The 17,812-nt window shown below is 62.6% G+C and carries 13 protein-coding genes and 1 pseudogene; 1 reads left to right on the top strand and 13 read right to left on the bottom strand.

Annotated features, from left to right (window positions below):
• Positions 1 to 172 precede the first annotated feature (172 nt).
• On the top strand, positions 173 to 2,500 hold the full coding sequence (locus BBX50_RS23610; RefSeq protein WP_065777756.1) for an ATP-binding protein: 2,328 nt from the start codon (positions 173 to 175) through the stop codon (positions 2,498 to 2,500).
• A gap of 18 nt (positions 2,501 to 2,518) precedes the next feature.
• Here the strand turns inward: BBX50_RS23610 and BBX50_RS23605 are convergent, their stop codons facing one another.
• From BBX50_RS23605 to BBX50_RS30070, 13 genes and pseudogenes are all read right to left on the bottom strand, one after another.
• Positions 2,519 to 5,473, bottom strand: a complete 2,955-nt coding sequence (locus tag BBX50_RS23605; RefSeq protein WP_065777755.1) for a bifunctional [glutamine synthetase] adenylyltransferase/[glutamine synthetase]-adenylyl-L-tyrosine phosphorylase — start codon at positions 5,471 to 5,473, stop codon at positions 2,519 to 2,521.
• A gap of 87 nt (positions 5,474 to 5,560) precedes the next feature.
• Complete coding sequence (locus BBX50_RS23600) at positions 5,561 to 6,967, bottom strand: ATP-binding protein (protein WP_065777754.1); 1,407 nt, start codon at positions 6,965 to 6,967, stop codon at positions 5,561 to 5,563.
• Positions 6,964 to 7,662, bottom strand: a complete 699-nt coding sequence (locus BBX50_RS23595) for a response regulator transcription factor (RefSeq protein WP_065777753.1) — start codon at positions 7,660 to 7,662, stop codon at positions 6,964 to 6,966. Before BBX50_RS23595 ends, BBX50_RS23600 begins: the two co-directional genes overlap by 4 nt.
• A 154-nt stretch (positions 7,663 to 7,816) precedes the next feature.
• Positions 7,817 to 9,373, bottom strand: a complete 1,557-nt coding sequence (locus BBX50_RS23590) for a Do family serine endopeptidase (RefSeq protein ID WP_065777752.1) — start codon at positions 9,371 to 9,373, stop codon at positions 7,817 to 7,819.
• A gap of 445 nt (positions 9,374 to 9,818) precedes the next feature.
• Positions 9,819 to 10,274 carry a cytochrome c-type biogenesis protein gene (locus BBX50_RS23585; RefSeq protein WP_065777751.1) on the bottom strand — a complete coding sequence of 152 codons (456 nt, stop codon included), beginning with the start codon at positions 10,272 to 10,274 and terminating at the stop codon, positions 9,819 to 9,821.
• Complete coding sequence (locus BBX50_RS23580) at positions 10,271 to 12,259, bottom strand: heme lyase CcmF/NrfE family subunit (RefSeq protein WP_065777750.1); 1,989 nt, start codon at positions 12,257 to 12,259, stop codon at positions 10,271 to 10,273. Before BBX50_RS23580 ends, BBX50_RS23585 begins: the two co-directional genes overlap by 4 nt.
• The gene (gene ccmE / locus BBX50_RS23575; RefSeq protein WP_065777749.1) at positions 12,256 to 12,708 is read right to left on the bottom strand and encodes a cytochrome c maturation protein CcmE; all 453 of its coding nucleotides are present in this window, start codon (positions 12,706 to 12,708) and stop codon (positions 12,256 to 12,258) included. Before ccmE ends, BBX50_RS23580 begins: the two co-directional genes overlap by 4 nt.
• Positions 12,705 to 13,847, bottom strand: a complete 1,143-nt coding sequence (ccmI, locus tag BBX50_RS23570; protein WP_065777748.1) for a c-type cytochrome biogenesis protein CcmI — start codon at positions 13,845 to 13,847, stop codon at positions 12,705 to 12,707. Before ccmI ends, ccmE begins: the two co-directional genes overlap by 4 nt.
• Positions 13,848 to 13,981: 134 nt before the next feature.
• Positions 13,982 to 14,419: a hypothetical protein gene (locus BBX50_RS23565; protein ID WP_065777747.1), complete on the bottom strand. Its 438-nt coding sequence runs from the start codon at positions 14,417 to 14,419 to the stop codon at positions 13,982 to 13,984.
• A 219-nt stretch (positions 14,420 to 14,638) separates the two neighbouring features.
• A complete protein-coding gene (locus BBX50_RS23560; RefSeq protein WP_065777746.1) occupies positions 14,639 to 16,024 on the bottom strand; it encodes a HAMP domain-containing sensor histidine kinase in 1,386 nt (461 codons plus the stop codon).
• Complete coding sequence (gene feuP, locus BBX50_RS23555; protein ID WP_065777745.1) at positions 16,014 to 16,685, bottom strand: two-component system response regulator FeuP; 672 nt, start codon at positions 16,683 to 16,685, stop codon at positions 16,014 to 16,016. Before feuP ends, BBX50_RS23560 begins: the two co-directional genes overlap by 11 nt.
• A 141-nt stretch (positions 16,686 to 16,826) precedes the next feature.
• Positions 16,827 to 17,081, bottom strand: a complete 255-nt coding sequence (locus BBX50_RS23550; protein WP_043620079.1) for a hypothetical protein — start codon at positions 17,079 to 17,081, stop codon at positions 16,827 to 16,829.
• Between the two features lie 622 nt (positions 17,082 to 17,703).
• Positions 17,704 to 17,812, bottom strand: a pseudogene (locus BBX50_RS30070) (IS630 family transposase); the annotation flags it as partial.

Here is a 17,812-nt window from a genome sequence, read left to right as displayed (position 1 = left end):
CTCCTTGATTTTTCTGTGGGCCGGGCCGCGTGATCGACCCGGCCTATTATTTTCCAACGATAAGAAATGGTTAAGAAATCTTTACCGGCGCCTCTGGACAAGGCGAATCGCCCTGTGATTCATTGAGGCAGATTCGGGCGAGCGGCGCGCCGAATCATCAGAGGGTTTCGGATTGGGAAAGATGGCGGACGCGCGACAAGCGAGCGCAGCCGACGGGCGGTTGCGACTCAAGCTTCCGGGCCTTGCGGGCCTGGAGCAGGAGTTTATCTCGCAGGCGAAGATCTTTGCCGAGCCGGCGTCGCAGCGCCTGGCAAACGCCGAGCCCGTTCTGAAACGCTCCATCCCTATCCTGATTATCGCTTTCCTGATCATCGTTGCGGTCTCGCGCATGTCCAGCATCATGGACGAGCATGCCCGTATGGAAGAAAGCTCGCGCCAGACCGTCGGGCTTGCAGCCGCAACCGCGGTTGCCGCCTTCCAGACAGATGGCGCGGCCCTGTTTGACGAAGGTCGCCGCCCGGAGACCGAGCAGCGCTTCAGCCAGTATCTGCCGACCGGGTTGCTCGATCCAGGCACGTTCATCCTTGCGGTTCGCAAGGATGGGCGGATCTTCGCCAGCACCGATGGGGGCGGCCCGCTCATTGGCCGGACGCTTGCCGCGGCCGCGCCCGACATCGCGACGCTGCAGTATTTCGGCGAACATTCCAGCATCATGAAGACGCCGATCGGCGGCGTCGACCATATCGTGGCGCTGGCGCAATTGCCGGATGCCGCCGGAGTGGTCTTGGCCGCAACCCCGGTCGCAGCACTCGAAACGACCTGGCGCGACGAAGTCTCGCTCAATGTGACGCTCTTTGCCGGCATCTCGGCCATCCTGCTGATGGTGCTCTACGCCTACTACATTCAGGCCAAGCGGGCCCGCGATGCCGATTCGGTCTTTGCCGAATCCAACCTGCGGGTTGAGACCGCGCTTTCGCGCGGCCGCTGCGGCCTGTGGGACTTCGACCTCGCCAACCGCCGGCTGTTCTGGTCGCGATCAATGTATGAGATGCTCGGAATGCCGGGCGAAAGCAGCGTGCTCTCCTTCGGCGACGCCGCGCGGCTGATGCATCCTGATGATCACGGAATCTACAGCGTTGCGCGCACAATCGCGCGTGGCGACGCGCGCCAGATCGACCAGGTTTTCCGCATGCGCCATGCGGACGGCCACTACGTGTGGCTGCGTGCGCGCGCAGAAATCATCCGCACCGCCTCTGGCCGGGCGCATCTGATCGGCATTGCCATGGACGTCACCGAGCAGCACCGACTTGCCCAGCGTTACGCCGAAGCGGACCAGCGGCTCGCCGATGCGATCGAATGCACCTCGGAAGCTTTCGTGCTCTGGGACAAGCACGACCGTCTCGTCATGTGCAACACCCACTTCCAGGAAGCCTACAAGCTTCCCGATCATGTCCTCGTTCCCGGAACGGAGCGGACCGCGGTTCAAACGGCCGCGGCGCGGCCCGTGGTCGAACGGCGGATCGCCGATCCAGATCACAGCAACCAATCGCAGACGAGCGAGGTCCAGCTTGCCGACGAACGCTGGCTGCAGATCAACGAGCGGCGCACGCGTGACGGCGGCCTCGTCTCTGTCGGCACCGATATCACGCTCCTGAAGCGTCATCAGGTGCGCTTGCGTGAATCCGAGCGGCGGCTGATGGCGACGATCGGCGACCTCTCGGCCTCGCGCATGACGCTGGAGCGGCAAAAGACCGAACTTTCGGTCGCCAACTCCAACTATCAGGCGGAAAAGGACCGCGCCGAAGCGGCCAACCGCGCCAAGTCGGAGTTCCTGGCAAACATGTCGCATGAGCTTAGAACCCCGCTCAACGCCATTCTCGGCTTTTCGGAAATCCTGCAGAACCAGATGTTCGGGCCGCTCGGTTCGGAGAAGTACAACGAGTATTCGCGTGACATCCACGAGAGCGGCAAGCACCTCCTGAACGTCATCAACGACATCCTCGACATGTCGAAGATCGAGGCGGGGCACATGCGCATCAGCCGCGAGACGATCGATCTTGCGCCGCTGATCGAAGAGACACTGCGCTTCACGACGATCCCGGCGGAGCAGAAGAACATCCACGTCGTGCAACAGATCTCGTCGGGCCTCACCATGGTCGCCGATCGGCGCGCGATGAAGCAGGTGCTGCTCAACCTGCTTTCAAACGCAGTCAAGTTCACCAACAATGGCGGGCGTATTTCGCTGAGAGCGCGAAAGGTCACCGGCGCCGTGACGCTGACGATTGCCGATTCCGGCATCGGCATACCGCGCGACGCGCTTCAAAAGATCGGCCAACCCTTCGAGCAGGTGCAAAGCCAATATGCCAAGAGCAAGGGCGGATCGGGCCTCGGACTTGCCATATCGCGCTCACTCACCCGGCTGCACGGCGGCAGCATGAAGATTCACTCGACGGAAAACGTTGGCACCATCATCTCGGTGCGAATCCCCGACCGGTCCTGACGCGTCGGCAAAGGACGCTTATCCCGAAACCACCGATTGGAAGACGCGGCGCACGGCCTTCGACAGCCGGCGAATGTCCCCCTCCAAGGTCTTCAGGTCCGGATAGTCCCCGGCCCGGCAGACGAGATCGATGAGCCCGGCCGGTGCCTCCTTCGGTTCGAACTCGCCTTCGATGCATAGCCGCACGATCTGCGACAGCTCGGTAAAGAGGTGCAGCGCCTCCAGAGCGACATCGAGATCGTTCGGGTTCATCAAGGCGTTGCCCAACAGCTTCAAGGCATCGGCGGTATTGGTGCCCGCCGGGAGCGGCGCAACACCCTTCGCCGGCGCAACAAGCGCCAGAAACTGCGTGATGAACTCGATATCGACCAGGCCGCCGGGAATGAGCTTGAAATCCCAAATGTCGCTCGGCGGCTTCTCGCTGTCGATCATCTCGCGCATCGAGATAACGTCAGCGCTGATCTTGGCAACCTCGCGCTTGCGGCCGAGGATCTCCGCAAAGATCGCATTGGCCTCATCGATCAGCTTGTCGTCACCACAGAGGCAGCGCGCCCGCGTCAGCGCCAGATGCTCCCAGGTCCAGGCCTCCTCGCGCTGATACTTGGCAAATGCGTTGATCCTGGTCGCGACCGGTCCCTTGTTGCCCGACGGACGAAGCCGCATGTCGACCTCATAGAGCACCCCTTCGGCCGTCGGCGCCGAAAGTGCGGCAATCAGGCGCTGCGTCACCCTGGTGAAGTAGCGCGTCGGATCGAGCGGCTTGGCGCCATCGGATTCAGTTGCCGTCTCGTCGTAGTCATAGAGCAGGATCAGATCGACGTCGGACCCGGCGGTCAGTTCGTGACTGCCGAGCTTGCCCATGCCGACGACGGCGATACGGCCGCCGGGAAAATCACCATGTGCGGAGCGCACTTCGTCCTGTACCGCCTTGACCGCCGCCGCAATGATCAGGTCGGCGAGATCGGTAAAGGCGCGGCCGGCCTGGGCACCCGAGATGGCGCCGGTCAACAGCCGGATGCCGATCAGAAAGCGCTGCTCGGCGGCGATGATGCGCAAGCGATCGAGTACGTCCTCATAATGGCGCGCACCACCGACGAAGTTGGTGATACGCGGCGCGAGGTATTCCCTTGTCGGCAGTTCGGCAAGCAAACCCGGATCGAGCATGCCATCGAAGACATGCGGACGCGCGGCAATGATTTCGGCGAGCCTTGGGGCCGACGACATGACGTTGACGATCAGCGACAGGAGGCCGGGATTGTTGCCGAGCAGCGAAAAAAGCTGGATGCCCGCCGGCAGGCCGGAAATGAAATTGTCGAAGCGCAAGAGCGCTTCATCGGCGCGGCGGCTCTCGCCGAAGACGCGTAGCAGTTCCGGCGTCAACTCGGTCAACCGTTCACGCGCTTCGACCGATTGCGTCGCCCGGTAGCGGCCATAGTGCCAGGTGCGGATGGTATGCGCGATATCCGACGGCCGCTGGAAGCCGAGCTTCTTCAGCGTCTCCAGCGTATCAGGATCGTCGCGCTGACCGGTGAAGACGAGGTTCCCTGTCTCGGTTGAGAGCTTTGCCTCCTGCTCGAAGAGCTGGGCGTAGCGGCGTTCGACCGTTTTCAGGACACGTGACAGGCCCTTGGAGAAGGAAGCCGTATCCTCGAAGCCGAGCATATAGGCGATGCGCTTCAGTTCCGCCTCGGTCTCGGGCAGCACATGGGTCTGCTCGTCGCGCACCATCTGGATGCGGTGCTCGACATCACGCAGGAACCAATAGGCCTCGACGAGTTCATCGGCCGTCTCCTCATCGATCCAGCCGGCCTTGACCAGAGCCCGCAGCATTGGTTCGGTCGCGCGCTGGCGAAGCTCCGGCATGCGGCCACCGGCAATCAACTGCTGCGTCTGTACGAAGAATTCGATCTCGCGGATGCCGCCGCGGCCGAGCTTGATGTTGTGTCCCTTGACCGCGATCTCGCCGTGCCCCTTGTGGGCGTGGATCTGGCGCTTGATCGAATGAATGTCGGCGATCGCCGCATAGTCGAGATACTTGCGGAACACGAAGGGGACCAGCTCCCTGAGGAACCGCTCGCCGGCCTCGATATCGCCCGCCACGGGCCGCGCCTTGATGAAGGCGGCCCGTTCCCAATTCTGCCCGCGGCCTTCGTAGTAGAGCATCGCTGCCTCGACCGGGATGGCAAGCGGCGTGGAGCCCGGATCGGGTCGCAGCCTGAGGTCGGTGCGGAAGACATAGCCGTCGCCGGTTCGTTCCTGCAGGATGCGGATCAGGCGGCGCAGCAGGCGACCGAAGGTTTCCGAGGCATCGTCGCGGTCGACGATGATGCCGGACTGCGGATCGTAGAAGACGACGAGGTCGATATCGGAGGAGTAATTGAGCTCGAAGGCGCCGAGCTTGCCCATGCCGAGCACGAGAACGCCCGAACCGACGCTTGGGCAGGCAACGTCCTTGACAACCAGCTTGCCGCTCTCATGGGCGCTGAGCAGCAGATGATCGATGGTCGCCGAGACCGCGGCACCGGCAAATTCACTGAGCCAGCGCGTGGTTTCACGTCCGTCAAAATGGCGAGAGAGATCGGCGAGCGCCACCGCGAAGGCGAGCTCGCGCTTGGCTTTCCTCAGCCGTGTCATGATTTCCGTGTCCGGCAAAGCGCCGCCTGAGCCGTTCGGTTTCCAGGCGTCGCGGGCACGCTGCACCCGCTCGGTCAGGAAGGTCAGCAAATCCGTGGACAGCAGTTCTTCGAGAATGGCGGGCTGGCTGCCGCCGGTATCGCGAAGGAAGGGCGACAGCGCAAAGGCGGAAACGACGAAGGTCTTGAACGGGGCTTCGGAGGCAAGGAGTTTTGCGACCCCGTCGTGGCCCTTGGCCATGTCCTTCAGCACCGAAAGCGCCGCCTTGGCATCGGCCTGGGTTGCCGGACGGATCGGCGCCGTCTCGATCTCCCAGCACTGCTGCACCTTCTCCTGCATGCCTTCTCCCTTCAGCCAGGGCGGGTGCGGACGGAAAGACCGCCCACCTTCCCCTCTTGCCGCCCTCGTTCTCCGGGAACTGGTCTATCAGGTTGCGGCCACTGGGAAAACCATCTGTACCGTCAACCCTTTGCCGCCGTCGCTGCCTGCCGGAACGGTATCAGCCAGGCGCAGCGAGCCGTGATGCATTTCCATGACCGCTTCGACCAGCGATAGGCCGAGGCCCGTTCCCGGCTTGGAGCGACTTTCGTCCAGACGGACGAAGCGCTTGATCACCTCGTCGCGCATTGCTCCCGGAATGCCCGCCCCATGATCGGCCACGGAAAGCAGCACGTGGCCGTCGCGCCTTTCGAGGCAGACCTTGATCAACGGGTTGTCCGAGCCGTCCGCATATTTGATGGCGTTGTCGATGAGGTTGCCAAGCGCCTGGCCGACCAGTTCGCGGTTGCCCGAGATCGTGATGTTCTCGGCCACCTCGGCTTCAAGCTTCAGGCCAGCATCTTCTGCGACCGGCTCGTAAAGCTCGACGCAATCGGCAACGATCCGCGAAAGGTCGATGTCGCTCATCTCGGCAGCCGAGGAGCCGGCCTCCACGCGCGAAATCATCAGGAGCGCATTGAAGGTCCGGATCAGTTGATCGGATTCGCCGATGATTTCCTCAAGCGCGCCACGCTGGCTGGTGCCCTTGCGGGCAAGTGCTGCTTCGGCCTTGTTGCGCAGCCGTGTCAGCGGCGTCTTCAGGTCGTGGGCTATGTTGTCCGAGACCTGCCGCAACCCTTCGTCCAGTTTCTCGATGCGCCCGAGCATGGCATTCAGGGATTCCGACAGCCGATCGAATTCGTCACCGGAGCCGCTCATCGGCAAGCGCTGGGAGAGATCGCCCGCCATGATCTTGGTGCTCGCCTCCGACATGCGGTCGATGCGTTTCAGCGCATTGCGACCGATGCCGAACCAGATGACGAGCGCACCAAGCCCCATGACGCCAAGCGCAACCATCAACGCCTGACGCACCAGGGCGCGGAACTTCTGCGGCTCCTGCAGGTCGCGACCGACGAGGATGCGCAGACCGTTGTCGAGGACCAGCACATGGGCGAGCGCCACATGGCTGTCCTTCTTCGTCTCATCCGTATAGCGCTGATAGGCGAAGGGGCGTTCGGTCCAGCCTTCACTGTCGAGCAGCCCCGGCTCGAGGCTGGCGACGTTGCCGGCGAGGATCTCACCGCTCGGCCCAGCGATAACATAGAGGTTGGCGCCCGGTTGGCGGGCGCGGCGCTCGAGCGAGCGCAGCAGACCGTTCATGCCGGCGCGGTTATAGACCTGCTCGATCTGCGTCACCTCGGCGGTAATCGCATCGCGGGTCTGCTGCTGCAGCAACCGCTCCGACATGCCGGTGACGTAGAAGACCAGGAAGGCCGCACAGAGCGAAAAAAGGATGAGGTAGAGGGCGGAAAGCCGGACCGCAGTCGTTCTGAAGAGAACGCGAAGCTTGCTCATGCGGTCGCCCGGTCATCCTTGATCATGTAACCGGCGCCGCGAACGGTGCGCAGCAGCGGCACCTCGAAGTCCTTTTCGATCTTCGAGCGCAGCCGCGACACGTGCACGTCGATGACATTGGTCTGCGGATCGAAGTGATAATCCCAGACGTTTTCGAGCAGCATGGTGCGGGTGACGACCTGGCCGGCATTCTTCATGAGATATTCCAGCAGGCGAAACTCGCGCGGCTGCAGGGGAATTTCCTTCCCCTGCCGCCGCACCGAATGCGACAGGCGGTCAAGCTCTAAGTCTCCAACACGGTAGACCATGTCCTGCTCGGGCGTGCCCTTGCGGCGGCCGAGGACTTCGACGCGCGCCAGAAGTTCGTTGAAAGCGTAGGGTTTCGGCAGGTAGTCGTCGCCACCGGCGCGCAGGCCCGTGACCCGGTCATCGACCTGCCCGAGCGCTGACAGGATCAGCACTGGCGTGTGGATATCCTTGCGCCTGAGTTCGGTGATGACGGACAGGCCGTCGCGACGCGGTAGCATGCGGTCGATCACCAGGACGTCGTAGCTGTTCTCGCTGGCCATGAACAATCCGCTCTCGCCGTCGCTGGCGTGATCGGAGACGATGCCCGCCTCACGGAAGGCCTTCGCCAGATAGGCTGCCGCCTCCAGATCGTCTTCAATGATAAGAATCTTCATACGCGCGACCATAGTCCCGGACCCCTGTCTGTCTCAACCGGTTTCGACTTTCGACAACCGGCCCAACCGCCGGCCCAACTACCGGATTGGCGAGTGCTTCAAACGGAGAGCGCCGCGAAATCACCAGGAAATCGCGGCGCTCCGGTCATTCATTTGACTGCCGCGATCAGCCCTGATCGATCGGGAGGGCCACGAAGCGGCTACCGTTCTCGGCCTCTATCTGGAAGAGCGCCTTGCTACGGCCGTCCTTCTTGGCGGCGTTGATGACCTTGAGGATATCGTCGGCGGACTTCACTTCCTGATTATTGACGGAGACGATCTTCTCGCCCGCCTTCAGGCCACGGTCGCTGGCATCGGAGTCCTCATCGACCGAGGCGATGGTGACGCCCTTGCCGTCGTCGGACGGAACGACGGTGACACCGAGGTCAGCCAATGCCTGTTCGCTTGAAGGCTGCGATTCTTCGGACTGGTTGTCCTGGCTCTTGGCTGCTTCCTTGTCGTCCTTCGGCAGGGTGCCGATCTCCAGCTTGACGCTTTCGGACTTGCCGTTGCGCCACAGGCTGAGGTCAACGGTCGTGCCTGGGCGGATGGCAGCAACCTTGCGAGCGAGGTCACGCGGATCCTTGACGGTGTCGCCGTTGAGCGCAGTCACCACGTCTCCCTTCTTGATGCCGGCCTTTTCACCCGGTGAGCCGGCCTGCGGCTCGACGACCAATGCGCCGCTTGCTTCCGCAAGGCCGAGCGATTCGGCGATGTCCTTGGTCACCGGCTGGATCTGGACGCCCAGCCAGCCACGGGAAACCGAGCCATCCTTGATCAGGTCGGCAACCACGTCCTTGGCAACGGCCGCGGGAATGGCAAAGGCGATGCCGACATTGCCGCCCGACGGCGAGAAGATCGCGGTATTGATGCCAACCACTTCGCCGGAGAGGTTGAAGGTCGGACCACCCGAATTGCCGCGGTTCACGGCGGCGTCAACCTGCAGGTAGTCGTCATAGGGGCCGGAGCCGATGTCGCGACCACGGGCAGAGATGATACCCGAGGTCACCGTACCGCCGAGACCGAACGGGTTGCCGACAGCGACCACCCAGTCACCAACGCGCACCTTGGCGTCATCCGCCCAGGCGACATAGGTGAACTTGCGCTTGTCATCGACCTTGAGCACGGCGAGATCGGTACGGCTGTCCTTGCCGATCAGCTTGGCATCGAGTTCGGTGCCATCATTGAGGATAACGGTGAAGGCCGAGCCGTCGGAAACGACATGGTTGTTGGTGACGAGGTAGCCGTCCTCGGAGATGAAGAAGCCGGACCCTTGCGAGGTCGGACGCAGGCGGCCTTCGCCATGCGGACCACGGCGACCAGGGCCGCGTTCGGCACGGTCACCATCGCGCGGGCCGAATTCCTTGAAGAAGCGCTTCAGCGGGTGATCGTCCGGCAGCTCGTCCAGGCCGCGGCCGCCGAAGTCGAAGGTGAAGCCGTTTCCGTCCTCGGAGACCGGATTGGCGCGCGACTGGACGCGGACGGAGACGACGGCCGGCGAGACCGCATCAACAACATTGGCAAAGCTCGGCACCGACGGCGCTTCCACCTTAACGGCTTCGGCAAAGGACTGGGAAATGCTTGCCGGCAGACCGGAGGTCAGCATCACGGCGGCAAGGCCGGCAACCGTCGAGGCTTTCAGAACGGTCTTGAGGGAGGGACGCAGGGATTTGGTCGTAATCATCCGTTTTGCCTTTTCTCTTCCTTGGTGCCGCCCGAGACGGCACCGAAACCTGGTTGCGAGACCGCCCTCAGGGAAGGACGGGCTCGGCTGGCTGACTACAGCGCCACGCGTCTTTGACGCGTGAAGGTCGCTGTAGCTCCCTGATCCCGGAGCATCTTCGCCAATTTTCGTAGTCTACCGAAAGTGGGATGCTCTGGGCGGGAACAGCCGATGACGAAAGATGTAACGGATGGGACCTTACTGAGTTCTGTCCGGAAGATGAATTTTTGGTAATGTTTCGGGAGATCACTGAGCGGCGCCTGCAAATCCGGCGGCAAAGGCAACCTGCCGCACGATCTTCGTTTACGGCTTCGGATAGTTTCCAGCAATTTCAGTATATTAACGCGTAGCGGTTGAGCGCAGCGCAGCAGACACAGCGCTCGCCGTCCGATCCGCAGGCGAGGCGTCAGGGCTGAAGCAGTTTCTTCAGCTTTTCCTTTTCATCTTCGGTAAGCGGCGTTCCCTTCGTCTGGCCAGCGCGGCGGCGGGCAGCCACGATGAGGGTGATCGCCCCGACGAGCAACAATGCCGCAGGCATGCCCCACAGGATCAAGGTCTTCGTCTCGAAACGCGGCTTCAGCAGCACGAACTCGCCGTAGCGCGACACGACGTAGTCGATGACCGCTTCGTCGCTGTCGCCATTGGCAAGCCGCTCGCGCACCAGAACGCGCAGATCCTTGGCGAGCTCGGCGTTGGAATCGTCGATCGACTGGTTCTGGCAGACCATACAGCGCAGTTCGGCCGAGATCGCCCGCGCGCGCGCTTCGAGTGCCGGATCGGCGAGCACCTCGTCGGGATTGACCGCGAAGGCCGGGCCAATCGGCAAGACGAACAGCAGAAGTGCCAGCAACAGACGGATCATTCGGCAGCTCCCACGGGCACCGTCTTCGGCCGCTTGGCCCTGGCCGGCGCGCCGACGCGCAGGCGGCGGTCGCTCAGAGACACGAAGCCACCCGCCATCATGAACAGGGTTCCGCCCCAGATGGACAAAATCATCGGCTTCCACCAGATGCGAACGACGATGCCGCCTTCGCTGATCTGATCGCCGAGCGAGACATAGAGCTGGCTCAAGCCGAAGGTGCGGATACCGGCCTCGGTCGTCGGCATGCGGCGCGCCTGGTAGAGGCGCTTCGAGGACCACACCTCGTCAATCGCAACGCCGCCGCGGCTGATGGTGAAGTGCCCGGACTCCTCGGAATAATTCGGCCCGCTGCCATTGCGCATGCCATCGAAGCGCAGGGTGTAGCCACCGGCCTCGACCGTCATGCCCGGTTTCATCTCGACCACGGTTTCGGTCTCGAAGGCCGTGACGGCGACGACGCCGATCAGGGTGACGCCAAGGCCGATATGCGCCAGCGCCGTGCCGAAGGCCGAGCGCGGCAGGCCGGAAAAGCGTTTCCAGGCGACATTGCCCGCGACCTTGCCGAGACCGGAGCGCAGCGCCAGGTCCGTCAGCGAACCGCCAATCAGGTAGACGCCAAGGGCAATGCCGAAGAGCGCCAGAACCGGACCACCATTCATGAAGTAGTAGTAGGCGGTCCCGAAGAGCAGGCCGATTGCGACCGCGGCGAAGAGGCGCTGCGAAACGCCGGCGAGGTCGCCGCGCTTCCACGCCAGCAAGGGGCCGAACGGCACCGCAAACAGCAGCGGCAGCATCAACAGCCCGAAGGTCATGTTGAAGAAGGGCGGGCCGACAGAAATCTTGTCGCCGGTCAGTGCCTCCAGCACCAGCGGATAGAGCGTGCCGGTGAGCACCGTCACGGTCGCCGTCGTTAAAATGAGGTTGTTGAAGACCAGCGCGCCTTCACGCGAAATCGGCGCGAAGATGCCACCGGCCTTCAGATGCGAGGCACGCAGGGCAAACAGGAAGAAAGCGCCACCGATGAAGAAGACGAGGATGGCGAGAATAAAGACGCCACGGGTCGGGTCGGTGGCGAAGGCATGGACGGAGGTCAGCACACCGGAGCGCACCAGGAATGTGCCGAGCAGCGACAGCGAGAAGGTCATGATCGCCAGAAGCACCGTCCAGATCTTCAGCGCCTCGCGCTTCTCCATGACGAGCGCCGAATGCAGGAGCGCAGTGCCGGCAAGCCAGGGCATGAAGGAGGCGTTTTCGACCGGATCCCAGAACCACCAGCCGCCCCAGCCGAGTTCGTAGTAGGCCCAGTAGGAGCCCATGGAAATGCCGGCAGTAAGAAACGTCCAGGCGGCAAGCGTCCACGGGCGCACCCAGCGCGCCCAGGCGGCATCGATCCGGCCCTCGATCAAAGCGGCAATCGCAAAGGAGAAGCAGACGGAGAAGCCGACATAGCCGAGGTAAAGCAGCGGCGGATGGATGGCGAGACCGACATCCTGGAGGATCGGGTTCAGGTCCTTGCCTTCGCCGGGCGCCGGGATGAGGCGCGCAAACGGGTTCGACGTCAGGAGAATGAAAAGGGCAAAGGCCGAAGCGATCCAGGCCTGGACCGCGAGCACGTTCGCTTTCAGCGTCTCCGGCAGGTTGCGCCCGAAGGCGGCGACCAGCGCCGAGAAGAACGTGAGGATCAGCAGCCAGAGCAGCATCGAGCCTTCATGGTTTCCCCAGACGCCGGAGATCTTGTAAATCAGCGGCTTCAGCGAATGGGAATTTTCCCAGACGTTGCGCACCGAAAAGTCCGAGGTCACATAGGCGAAGGTGAGGACGGCAAAGGCGAAGGCGACAAGCAGGAAGCAGGCGACTGCAGCGCTCGACGCCAGTTCCATCAGCCCGCGATCGTTCAGCCGCGCACCGAGGATCGGCAAGGCCGCCTGGATGACCGCCGTCGCCAGCGCCAGAACCAGCGCATAGTGTCCGAGCTCGATGATCATCGAATGGTTTCCTTCCCGCTGAGCTCGACGCCCTGGGCTTTCAAGCGATCGGCGACATCCTTGGGCATATAGGTCTCATCATGCTTGGCGAGCACTGAATCGGCCACGAAGACCGAGCTCCCGGCGACGAAGGTCCCTTCGGTCACCACGCCCTGCCCTTCCCGGAAGAGATCAGGCAGAATGCCGGTATAGGTGACCGGCACGCCGCTCAGCGTATCGGTCACGGTGAAAGTGACGGTCTTGCCGTCGCCGCGCTTGACCGAACCGGCCTCGACCACACCGCCAAGGCGGATGCGGGTCCCCGGGGGGACATCCGCTTTAGCCAGATCGCTCGGCACGTAGAAATAGGCGATCGCCTGGCTGAAGGCGAACATGACAAGGAAAGCCGCCAGAACGAGGAAACCGACACCGCCGCCGATGATCGCCAGTCTTTTCTGTTTGCGCGTCATTGCGTCACTCCGTCGGTCGCAATCCCCAGTTCATGCGCAAGCGCCAACAACTGCTTGCCGCCATCGCCGTTGGCCGGGAACGCCTTCAGACCTTCCTTTAGCGCCGCTGCGGCCTTGTCTCGTTGATCGAGGACAACATGGGAACGGATCAGGCGCGCCCAGCCTTCGAGGTTGTCAGGGTTTTCCTTCAGCCGGCTTTCCAGGCTTTCGACCATGCCGCGGATCATTTCCTGGCGGTCGCCAGCGCTCATGCTGTCTGCGGCTGCGACATCCTCGGCACTGGGATTGCCGGGCGCTGCACCGCTGCCGGCGCCGCCACCCGTCAGTTCGGCGACGTGCTGCTTGACCAGCGGCAGCCAGGGCGCGTCCGCGGGAGATGTTGCGGCCAGCCTGTTGAACGCCGTCAGCGCCTCCGCCTTCTTGCCCTCCTGCTTGAGCCCAAGCGCAAGGTAGAATTCCGAGCGTGGATCATTGGGATCGAGCGACAGTGCCTGCCGAAGCGCCTCCTGTGCCTTCGTCGTGACAAGCCCGTCGGACTGCACGACCAGCGCCTCGGCATATCCGCCAAGGCGTGCCGGTGTCGGCCCAAGCAGGCGGATCGCGCGGTCATAGGCATCGACCGCATCCTCTACGCGACCGGTGCGCATGTAGATCGGTGCGAGCAGATCCCAGCCGGCGCCGTCATCCGGTTTCACGGCCAGATGGTTTTCGGCCTTGGCGATCAGGATGTTGATGTCGGTATTGGGATCGGCAAGCCTGGCTGCGAGCGGTTGCGCCGGCACGCCCGGGCTCCCCGTCAGCAAGTAAAGACAGAGCCCGACGGCGGGAAGACAGAGCAGCACGAAGACCTGAGCCACGCGGTTGACGCCGCGCCGTGGCGAACCGGCCGGCGCGACGTTGCGGTCGCTCTCTCCCGCCGCCAACAGCCGGCGCGCCACTTCAGCGCGCGCGAGCTCGGCGTCGTCGCTGCCGATTAGGCCACTGTCCTGGTCACGCTTGAGCTCGTCGAGCTGATCGCGATAGACCTCGACGTCGTGGCTGTGAGGAGACGATGGAACTTCCCCTGCCCGCAGCAGCGGGAGGATAAGCACGGCGGCGACAGCCGCCGTCAGGATGGCAACGAGGATCCAGAACAACATGGACGCTCAATACTATGGCCCCCATGCCATTCCAACTCGAAAACCCGTCATGACGGAGATTTGAGGCGTTTCGCCGCAACGGCTACTTGAGCCGTAACGACGCGCCTCAGACGCCCCGAAAGACCACGCTCAGGTCAGAGCGGCGTCCAACTGCCGTCCGAATTGCGGCAGGCCGCACCTCGGGCCGTCTTTGGTTGCCCCTTGACGGTCACGGTGTGGCTGTACTGGCGGCAGTTTTGCGACCCGACCTGATAGGGAGCAGCAGCGACGACGGAACCGCTGACGCCGCGTCCGTCCCACGTCACCGGCTGACCACCGGGAGCTGCTTCGAGCGCGCGGTACTCTGCCTCCAGAGCCCGCTGGCGATCGGAGGTGCCGATGTCGAGATCAGCGAGGCGCCCGATCACGCCGCCCTGGAGTGCTGCGATATAGGCCGTCGACGAGGCACCGCGCGTGGCCGTCGAACCGAGGCTTGCAACGGCGCCCTTGCTGCCCGTCGTGCCGCATCCGGCAAGGGCGACGGCCGACGCGATCACCGCGATCCTGCCGCCGGCAACAAAAGCCCGTGTCATTTCTGCCTGGTTCCTCATGATCCGCGACACTCAACCATCCTATCCGAAGCCGCATTCCCGAGCCCGTTCCATTCGGGCCAAATGACGACTTGTCTTTGATTTTCTTTTGGCATCCCCCGCCTGCCGAGGCAACGGCGGGCCCCTGCCCGTGTGACATTTTCAAGCATGGGTGTGACACCTAAATCACGATAATTTTGGGTCCGCTTTCCTCATCCCGACCTAAACAGCGGCCGGCAAAACGAGTTCCGCGCGCAAGCCTCCTTCGTCCCGTCGCGACAGGGTGAGGCTGCCTTGATACTCGCGCACGATCTCGCTGACGATCGAGAGCCCAAGCCCGGTCCCGGGCTTGCTTTCGTCGAGCCGTTTGCCGCGCTTCATCGCCAGCGCAATCTGGTCGGGATTAAGCCCCGGACCGTCGTCATCGACATCAAGCACGATCCATTGCCGGCCGGGCTCCTTGGCATGAACCTCGTTCGGCGCTGGCCGGACGTTCAGCCACACTTCGCCACGGGCGTGGCGGGCGGCATTTTCAAGCAGGTTGCCGACGGTCTCCTCGACATCCTGCAGCTCCATGGCAAGAACCAATCCCGGCGGGTTGATGGAGAGATGAACCTGCTTTTCCGGATTGAGCTTGCGCATGACGCGGACAAGGCGCTCCAGCGCCGGCTGGGCCTCCGTCCTTGCCAAGACCGATTCCCGCTGCGCTGCTATGCGCGCGCGGCTGAGATAGGATTGAACCTGCGTCTGCATGGCATCAACCTGGGTGCGTACCAGCTCGCCGTGCGATGCCTCCAGAACTCGGGCTTCGTTGAGCAGCACGGCGATCGGCGTCTTAAGCGAATGCGCGAGATTACCGACCTGCATGCGGGCACGCTCGATGATACGACGGTTGCTGTCGATCAGGGCGTTGACCTCGTTGGCAAGCGGCTGGATCTCGCGCGGAAAGGCACCGTCGAGGCGTTCGCTCTCGCCGGCGCGGATCTTCTCCAGCGAACGGCGCACCTCGTCGAGCGGCCTCAGGCCGAAGAGGATCGTCAACGCGTTCACTCCAAGGCCGCCGAGACCGAAAATCGAGAGCGCAATCGTGAGGTTGCGGGTAAAGCGGTTGATGTCGGCTTCCAACACGTCGCGGTTGCCGGCCACACGAAACCGCGCCGTGTGCCCCTGGATATCGAGCACGACCTCGGTTTCGGAGACTTCGACCTCGTTATCGAATGGATCCTTGGTGGTGTAGAACCGGACATAGCCGGTATCGAAGGGCACCTCGTCGACGCTGGCAATCGGCAGCTTTCCGTTGCCGAGCGAGGTCGAGATCAGGGGTGGCGTGTCGAACTCGCCAATCGGATCGACGATCCAGTACCAGCCGGTCTGCGGCTGCGAGAAGCGAAGGTCGCCAAGCTGAGGACTGCCTGACAGCACCGTCTTCTCGTTGACGGAGATCGAGTTGACGACGTTGAAAAGTTGCGCCCGCAGCAGATCCTTGAAACCGCGCTCGGAGCCCTGGCGGTAAAGCTCGGAAATGACCACGCCGATCACGACCAGGGCGACGACCGCCCAGACGGTGGAAACCGCCAATACGCGGGCTGTGAGCGATCTAATTGCCATTGCCCGGCGCTTGCATTCGGTACCCGAGACCGCGCACCGTTTCGATCAGGTCATTGCCGATCTTCTTGCGCAGCCGGCCGATGAACACCTCGATCGTGTTGGAATCGCGATCGAAATCCTGGTCGTACATATGCTCGACCAGCTCGGTGCGTGAAACGACCTGACCCATGTGATGCATGAGATAGGACAGAAGCCGGAACTCGTGCGAGGTGAGCTTCAGCGCCACGCCGTCGACGGTCGCCTTGGACCCCTTGGTATCCAGGCGCACAGGTCCGCAGACGATTTCCGAGCTCGCGTGGCCGGCGGCGCGCCGGATCAGGGCGCGGATGCGGGCCAAAACTTCTTCGACGTGGAAAGGCTTGGCAACATAATCGTCGGCACCCGCATCGATGCCAGCGACCTTGTCGCTCCAGCGGTCGCGTGCTGTCAGGATCAGCACTGGCATGGTCTTGCCGTCGCCACGCCATTTTTCGAGAACGGTGATGCCGTCCATCGCCGGCAGGCCGATGTCGAGGATCACGGCGTCATAGGGCTCGGCATCGCCGAGATAGTGCCCTTCCTCGCCATCATAGGCCTGGTCGACGACATAGCCGGCCTCCTTCAGCACCTCGGCGAGCTGCCGGTTCAAGTTGGCGTCGTCCTCGACAATCAGAATGCGCATTCGTCTTTTCTTCCTCTCGCGGCCATCCCTGCTGCATATTCGTTAGATCCTAGCCCATGTCAGGATAAAACATGCAGCCATTCAAAGCGCTACAGCAACCCTTGCCCGTCTGGTCAAGACGCGCGGCGCCATAGGGATAGCTTACATCGGTACCTTGACGGTCACCTTTTTCGGTCTCCCGCCATTGCCAGGAACGAGCACAGTGATCACGCACTGACCATCGGACGTCGGCTGCGCCGACAGCAGTTCGCCGCCGGTGTCGGCAACGACCTGTGCAGCGGCAGCGCTGCAATCGCCGGCCACACGAACGACAATATCCGACGGCACGCTGATCGCAGGCGGGCTGAAGCCCGCAAGGCCTGCAGCAAGCGCGGCTATGATCACTGGTGAAGACATGAACGCACTTTCGACTTGGGAAGCATCATGGCAGAAGCAATAACCGAACGAGGCTGAATGGCAAATGAATGTCGGACTTTCGAACCGACAGGCAACCATCGGGGAATGCACCGAGCCCACACGAATCCGACCGTAGATTGCAGCGATTCCGGCTTGAACGGAACCCGCACAGTGGATTGTTGCCCAAGAATAGCGACGCCATGCGACGGCTGCATGGCCGCAAGGCGAGCCGCGACGCCATGACGGGCTTCGGAAACAAGCGAGGCAGCCTTTTGTTAAGCTTATCTCGCTAGACTAAAGCTGTCGGCAAAGGCTCAAGCGCACGTTAGACCGCCCGCCGGCAATACCGCCTCACGTGGGATAATTCGCGAGTCGTTTGAATCCTTTGGCGGTGATCGTTCGGAGCTTGAGTAAGCCTCCTGCAAAGGTGATTCAAGGCGATCGCATTTTGATTCCGGTAACCGATCTAAGTCACTGACCGGCTTCAACGTTAGCGCAAGGCATTCGCCCGGGTGCGCCCCACTTTCCCTGCATTCCCCCCACGACGCTGCGCATCTCATCAGAAGCGTAAAGGTCGTTGAAGTACTTTGAACTACTTCATGTATTTCTCCACTAGAGCGTTTCATGTTTTGACGGAAGCGTAGCCGGCGTTTGCGAAGTAATTGCTGCATTCGCCGGGTTGGATGGTTGCGACGAGCGAGCCGATGTGTCGCCAGGTGTCTTCGATCGTT

It is taken from the genome of Ensifer sp. LC11 (genome assembly GCF_001695835.1).
Lineage (GTDB): Bacteria > Pseudomonadota > Alphaproteobacteria > Rhizobiales > Rhizobiaceae > Ensifer.
The sequence above is the reverse complement of the archived record's forward strand: the minus strand, read 5'-3'. Positions and strand labels throughout refer to the sequence as shown.

What these genes read in the sequence shown, in the direction of transcription:
- BBX50_RS23605 (WP_065777755.1), bottom strand. Translation starts at nt 5,473, where the DNA reads ATGCAGGAGAAGGTGCAGCAGTGCTGGGAGATCGAGACGGCGCCGATC.
- BBX50_RS23600 (WP_065777754.1), bottom strand. Translation starts at nt 6,967, where the DNA reads ATGAGCAAGCTTCGCGTTCTCTTCAGAACGACTGCGGTCCGGCTTTCC.
- BBX50_RS23595 (WP_065777753.1), bottom strand. Translation starts at nt 7,662, where the DNA reads ATGGTCGCGCGTATGAAGATTCTTATCATTGAAGACGATCTGGAGGCG.
- BBX50_RS23590 (WP_065777752.1), bottom strand. Translation starts at nt 9,373, where the DNA reads ATGATTACGACCAAATCCCTGCGTCCCTCCCTCAAGACCGTTCTGAAA.
- BBX50_RS23585 (WP_065777751.1), bottom strand. Translation starts at nt 10,274, where the DNA reads ATGATCCGTCTGTTGCTGGCACTTCTGCTGTTCGTCTTGCCGATTGGC.
- BBX50_RS23580 (WP_065777750.1), bottom strand. Translation starts at nt 12,259, where the DNA reads ATGATCATCGAGCTCGGACACTATGCGCTGGTTCTGGCGCTGGCGACG.
- ccmE (WP_065777749.1), bottom strand. Translation starts at nt 12,708, where the DNA reads ATGACGCGCAAACAGAAAAGACTGGCGATCATCGGCGGCGGTGTCGGT.
- ccmI (WP_065777748.1), bottom strand. Translation starts at nt 13,847, where the DNA reads ATGTTGTTCTGGATCCTCGTTGCCATCCTGACGGCGGCTGTCGCCGCC.
- BBX50_RS23565 (WP_065777747.1), bottom strand. Translation starts at nt 14,419, where the DNA reads ATGACACGGGCTTTTGTTGCCGGCGGCAGGATCGCGGTGATCGCGTCG.
- BBX50_RS23560 (WP_065777746.1), bottom strand. Translation starts at nt 16,024, where the DNA reads ATGGCAATTAGATCGCTCACAGCCCGCGTATTGGCGGTTTCCACCGTC.
- feuP (WP_065777745.1), bottom strand. Translation starts at nt 16,685, where the DNA reads ATGCGCATTCTGATTGTCGAGGACGACGCCAACTTGAACCGGCAGCTC.
- BBX50_RS23550 (WP_043620079.1), bottom strand. Translation starts at nt 17,081, where the DNA reads ATGTCTTCACCAGTGATCATAGCCGCGCTTGCTGCAGGCCTTGCGGGC.